The organism is Methanophagales archaeon, assembly GCA_021159465.1.
Taxonomy (GTDB): Archaea; Halobacteriota; Syntropharchaeia; order Alkanophagales; family Methanospirareceae; genus G60ANME1.
The window spans coordinates 1-5,228 of sequence record JAGGRR010000238.1; the positions used below are offsets into that span (position 1 = coordinate 1).

The following is a 5,228-nucleotide window of genomic DNA, read 5'->3' on the forward strand; positions in this document are numbered from 1 at the left end:
CTTCTGGTTCACTGTAGCACAGAATCTCGGGATGATAGAAAGGGTCAGGCAGAGATTCGAGGTGCAAGCGCAGGCGATACTGGAGTATTTCGAATGTAAGCGCTGTTGTAGGTGCTGCCGTGAGATGCCTGTTCATCTAAACGACGATGATATAGAACGGCTGGTGAGAATCGATGGAGACTCGCTATTCGATAAGATGAACGAGAACGAGGTGGATAACTACCTGAAGACACCGTGTCCTTATCTAAATGGTAACGAATGCTCAATTTATAAAGATAAGCCCACCTCTTGCAGAATCTTCCCGTTCGTTGTTATCAGACCGGTGCCGACATTGCTGCTATGCCCGCTGGGGATGGAGATATATGAGGAGTTAAAGAGGTTAACGAGGAAGTATAGTAAGAAGGAGATAAAGGAATATTGGTCAGAAGAAGAATCCGCTATAACTTCTCAGCGATTACCTGATTACAGTGGAGTGATAGACAAAAAAGCGGTCTATGTCGCGTTATCAGAGAGCATCCTGGATGACTTCCTGAGATATCTGCGAGCTGATAGAGGTTTGAAATCATCAATTCATCAAATAGATGAATGATGGATGAGTGATGAGTAATAAACTATATAAAACTATATAAAGATTGGATTCTTGATATTATTTTGTAGTGATGATAGAGATCAACAAGAACATAATAATAAAGTTGCTATCAGTACTATTGATACTATCCTGTTTTTTCACGGTAGCAAATGGAGAGGTAAGGGAGTTGAATGTGCCAGAGGAAGTGCTACAGGGCAATGAGGTTGCAATATCGGGGTTAGCAACGCCAAATGAAGTTGTGTGGATAGGTTCATCATTTACGGTCTCATTGCCTGTATCGAGTGACGGGGGATATAACCATGAGTTCAAGGGCATCAACTTCCCGGAGGGTGAGAAGAAGGTTTCAATTCGCGCTGAGAGGATAAAGAATATGAAGGTTGTGATATCAGGGATAGAGGTTATCTGCGACGAAAATAATGTGAGCGTTATCAGAAAGATGCTGGGGGTACCGGTAACACTGATGAAATCACCATCTGTGATAAAGAATGGGGTTGCCACACTCTCTTTATCGCTGCCAAGGAAGGTTCCGGGCGTTCCGGTTCCAATAGACCTTAAAGGCGAGCAGGATATTAAGATCTCGGGTGATGCCGCTGATGATACGACATCGGTGAATCTGGATTTTAAAATGGCTTTGAAAGTTATTGCTGATACCAATGGCGCTTTTCAGGAGAAGCTAAGTACCAGTGGAGTGCCAGTTGGAGAATTCCGAATTACAGCAGGCGAAAAAAGTGCGAATCTCAGGATTGTATCAGAGCTAACACCGGTAGTTACGCCAACGCCAGCACCTACACCTGCACCCACGCCTGCATCCACGCCAACGCCAACGCCTACGCCAGTGCCAACACCCACACCCACTGTTACACCGTCAGTAACAGTACAACAAGAAATAACACCAACTGTAGCACCTGCTATGACTACTATAACACCCACGCCCACTCCCACACCACTATTAACACCAACGGTGTCACCCGGTACTGCCTCTCCCTCGCCTGTATTATCTTTCTCATCTCATAGCTTCTGTTTCACCACCATAGGACTATTTCTCGCCATCGCGTATCTATTGATAAGGAGACGCAAGAAGCTATGAAGGTGATCTCAATAATAGGGAAGAAGAAGTCAGGTAAGACGACCCTCATCGAAGATTTGATAATGAGGCTAAGAGATTATGGCAGCGTAGGTTGTATAAAACATGCGCAAGAGCTGGATCTGGATGAATCAAAAGATACAACACGGCTATTCAATGCCGGTGCTGAGGTGGTTATAGGGTCTTCAGAGCATGCGACATTAAAGATAAGTAAGAGTAAGAATAAGAGCCTGAACCAGAACTTGAAGGAACAGCTAAAAGATATGGCGGATTCTGGCATGGATTTCGTGCTTGTTGAGGGTTTCAAAAGCTCTGATTTACCCAAGATTGTACTGAATCCCCTCCCTGATAGAGATGGTGATGAGGATGGTGGTGATGGTGAAATCGCAAACGTAGTAATGAGGTTATCAGGTAATCCAAAGCGCTATCTTCAAGATATAGTCGAATTAGTTCTTAAAATTGAAGATTATGTGGTATAGCAATGACGGAGGAAATAGAAGAGGAAGAGGGGGAGGAGAATAAGAAGAAGCTGGCTATGCTACTGGTATACTGGATTGAGCATAACAGGGAGCATGCACGCGATTTTAAGCGCTGGGCGGAAAAAGCCAAGGGGTTTGGAGAGAGAGGGGTATACGAAGCGATAATGGAAGCGGTTAAGCATACGGGAGAAGTGAATGAATACCTTCTTAAGGCTTTTGAACTTATAAGTAATAACCAGGAACAAAAAGAATGAAGATACTGATATGTGGTAAAGGTGGTAGTGGTAAGAGTTCTATAACTGCTCTGCTTGCAGCCGAACTTGATAGGAGAGGGTATCGGGTTATTGTAGTGGATAATGACGAATCGAACTTCGGACTGCATATCCAGTTGGGAATGGAACTCCCGAAGGATTTCGCTATGCACTTTGGCGGTAAGAAAATGATTTTTAAGAAGCTATCGGAGTCGAAGAGGAAGCGAGAGGGTAAAGCCAGTGTATTTAGTGAGCGAATAGGAACAGATGATATACCAAGAGATTACCTGAGCAAAAAAGGTAGGATCAGTCTGCTCGCGATAGGTAAGATAAGGGATTTCGGAGAGGGTTGTGCATGCCCTTTTAACGCCTTGAGTGGGGATTTTCTGCAGATGCTTCAGCCCGCCCGGGATGAATTCGCGCTTGTGGATACCGATGCAGGGATTGAGCACTTTGGGCGGGGTGTAGAACTCGGTTGCGACCTCATCCTGATGGTCATTGATCCTTCCCAGGAATCAATCAGGCTTGCAGATAAGGTGAATAAGATAACAGATAGAGCAAGTAAGCCGCTATATTACATTCTGAACAGGACAGATGAAGAAACCGAGAGATTTATTCTCGATTCCATAGCTCGTGATAAGGTTGTAGCGGCTATACCAGTGGATGAGAGGATAGCCAGAAATTGTCTGGTTGGAAAGCCTCTGGATTTCGAGTTGGAAGGCATAAATAAGCTTGCAGAGTTCCTGACAGAGATGAAAGAGCAAAGAATGTGATGAAAAAATACGATATAGAGATGGATATAGAAACCCTGTTGCGGAATTTGAAACGCATCCACCCGGATTTTAAGCTCATCTCTGTTGATAAGGTGAAGATAGGAGAGTGGTCCCGCTGGAAATGCAGGTATGGTTGTAAAGCGTTCGGTAAGCACCTGAACTGTCCACCCTATGTACCCTCACCAGAAGAGACACGGAGACTGATAATGTGTTATGAGCGCGCAATAGTTGCAAGATTTGACGCTAAACCGAACAAGGGAGTGCTACCATCCCATATACACCATTTCCTCTGGGATGCTATAAAAGAATTCTACGATAAGATGTATGAACTGGAGCGGTATGCTTTCCTATCAGGCTATTACAAAGCATTTGCAATGGTTGGGCTTTGCTGCGCATATTGCCCTGAGTGCATACCAGAGCAAGAGCAGGTAGACCTCATGGACCACGCAGTGAAGAGGTTCTGTGTGCATCAGCATAAAATGAGACCAGGGATGGAGGCTTGTGGTATAGACGTCTTCACCACGGTCAGGAATGCGGGCTATGAGGTAGAAGTACTGAAATCACCTTATACTTATAGATGGATAACCTTCTTCGGGCTACTTCTTTTAGAATAGAATATTAAAGAAAAAGTGAGAAAAGCATGGTCCCCTTACTCTGGATATTATACCTCACTGTCAGCTTCCTCCTTGGGCTTATCATCTCCTCTATCCTGAGCATCAGGCTCTCCATGCTTGAACGCGCTTTCTTATCATTCGTAATTGGGAATGCTATATCCGTCTGGATAACATTCCTCGTCACCTCCTTCTCAGGTGCTCTATCTACCATCGGCATCATCATCAGCATCGGTATCTGTATCAGCATCATTATTATCATCGGCGCTATTATCACTGCTTATCTACGAAATACAAATATAACCTTCACCTTTGATGATAAATACACACTCATCTTCTTCGTGGGCATCATCCTTTATCTTGCATTCATGAATCTCTACGGAGTTTTGCGTCCGGATAATGCGGGCAACCTATATGCTTTTCATACCGTCTGGGCTGATTACCCGTTTCATACCTCTGTTATCACTTCTTTTGTCTATAAACCCCATTTCCAGTTCCCACCGTCATATCCGCAGTTTTTGCATACCGAGATGCATTATCCATTCCTCATGGATTTCTATTCCGCGGTACTGATGAAAGGGGGGTTGGACCTGAGGCACTCTATTATTATTCCAAACATTCTATTTCAGGCTTCTCTATTCGGGCTGTTCTATTACCTCGCATATCGGCTGACAGGTCTGAAGATGGCTGGCATGATTGGGAGTGTCATCTTCATCTTCGCTGGCTTCCCACCGGGTCTCCAGTCGGTAGGACTCCACTTCCTGAACCCCATGTATGCTGTACTCATGCCACAGCGGACAGCGATGTTCGGACTGGCGATCTCTTTTGCAGTCTATAACCTGCTATTCGAGTCGCTCTTCGGAGCGGGAGGAAGGAGCGAGCTTTTTATTGCCGGGATGCTGACAGGCATGATGCCCTATATCCATGCGCATTCATTTATGGCAACCGCTTTTGTAGCACTATTTTTAGCTCCTTTGCTCCTCAGAGGGTATAACAGGGAGGCGCCGAAAAAACTCATCATTATTTTCGTACCTCTTATTGCGCTCGCATTGCCACAGATACTGAGTATAAGAGCAGGAGTGACAGAGAACTTCTTCAATTTCTATCCCGGGTGGACAGATGAGAACAAGAATATAATAACCGCTCTGAACTGGTCTTCTATACCCGGGGTTATCTACTCCGCTGCGGAGACGACCATCCTGCTTCTAAGTTTCTGGGCTAAGAATGCCGGTGCACTCATCATCCTGCTTTGTCTTGGCTTTGTTAAAGCGAGAAAAGAAGCAAAGCTATTTTTTCTGCCTTTCCTTGCACTCTTCTTTATTACTAATCTTGTGAAATATCAACCATGGTACTTCGACAATTATAAAGTCTTCATACACTGGCTTGCAGTTAGTGCAGCGATTGCACCTTTATCAATCTCATGGGTGGATGAGCTCAGAAC

At 44.7% G+C, this 5,228-nt stretch carries 7 protein-coding genes; all 7 read left to right on the plus strand.

What is annotated here, in order from left to right; all coding sequences use genetic code 11:
* Positions 1–589: YkgJ family cysteine cluster protein (locus J7J01_09940; protein MCD6211179.1), on the plus strand; the 589-nt coding region annotated here is incomplete at its 5' end.
* A 70-nt stretch (positions 590–659) separates the two neighbouring features.
* A complete protein-coding gene (locus tag J7J01_09945; GenBank protein MCD6211180.1) occupies positions 660–1,676 on the plus strand; it encodes a hypothetical protein in 1,017 nt (338 codons plus the stop codon).
* Positions 1,673–2,152 carry a molybdopterin-guanine dinucleotide biosynthesis protein B gene (gene mobB / locus J7J01_09950; GenBank protein ID MCD6211181.1) on the plus strand — a complete coding sequence of 160 codons (480 nt, stop codon included), beginning with the start codon at positions 1,673–1,675 and terminating at the stop codon, positions 2,150–2,152. The genes J7J01_09945 and mobB overlap by 4 nt, the downstream gene beginning before the upstream one ends.
* A 2-nt stretch (positions 2,153–2,154) precedes the next feature.
* Positions 2,155–2,406: a hypothetical protein gene (locus tag J7J01_09955; GenBank protein ID MCD6211182.1), complete on the plus strand. Its 252-nt coding sequence runs from the start codon at positions 2,155–2,157 to the stop codon at positions 2,404–2,406.
* Positions 2,403–3,176: a P-loop NTPase gene (locus J7J01_09960; GenBank protein ID MCD6211183.1), complete on the plus strand. Its 774-nt coding sequence runs from the start codon at positions 2,403–2,405 to the stop codon at positions 3,174–3,176. The genes J7J01_09955 and J7J01_09960 overlap by 4 nt, the downstream gene beginning before the upstream one ends.
* Positions 3,176–3,790 (plus strand): DUF2284 domain-containing protein, encoded by a 615-nt coding sequence (locus J7J01_09965; protein ID MCD6211184.1) that lies wholly within the window; start codon positions 3,176–3,178, stop codon positions 3,788–3,790. The genes J7J01_09960 and J7J01_09965 overlap by 1 nt, the downstream gene beginning before the upstream one ends.
* 26 nt (positions 3,791–3,816) lie before the next feature.
* The coding region (locus J7J01_09970; protein ID MCD6211185.1) for a hypothetical protein at positions 3,817–5,228 on the plus strand (1,412 nt) is incomplete at its 3' end.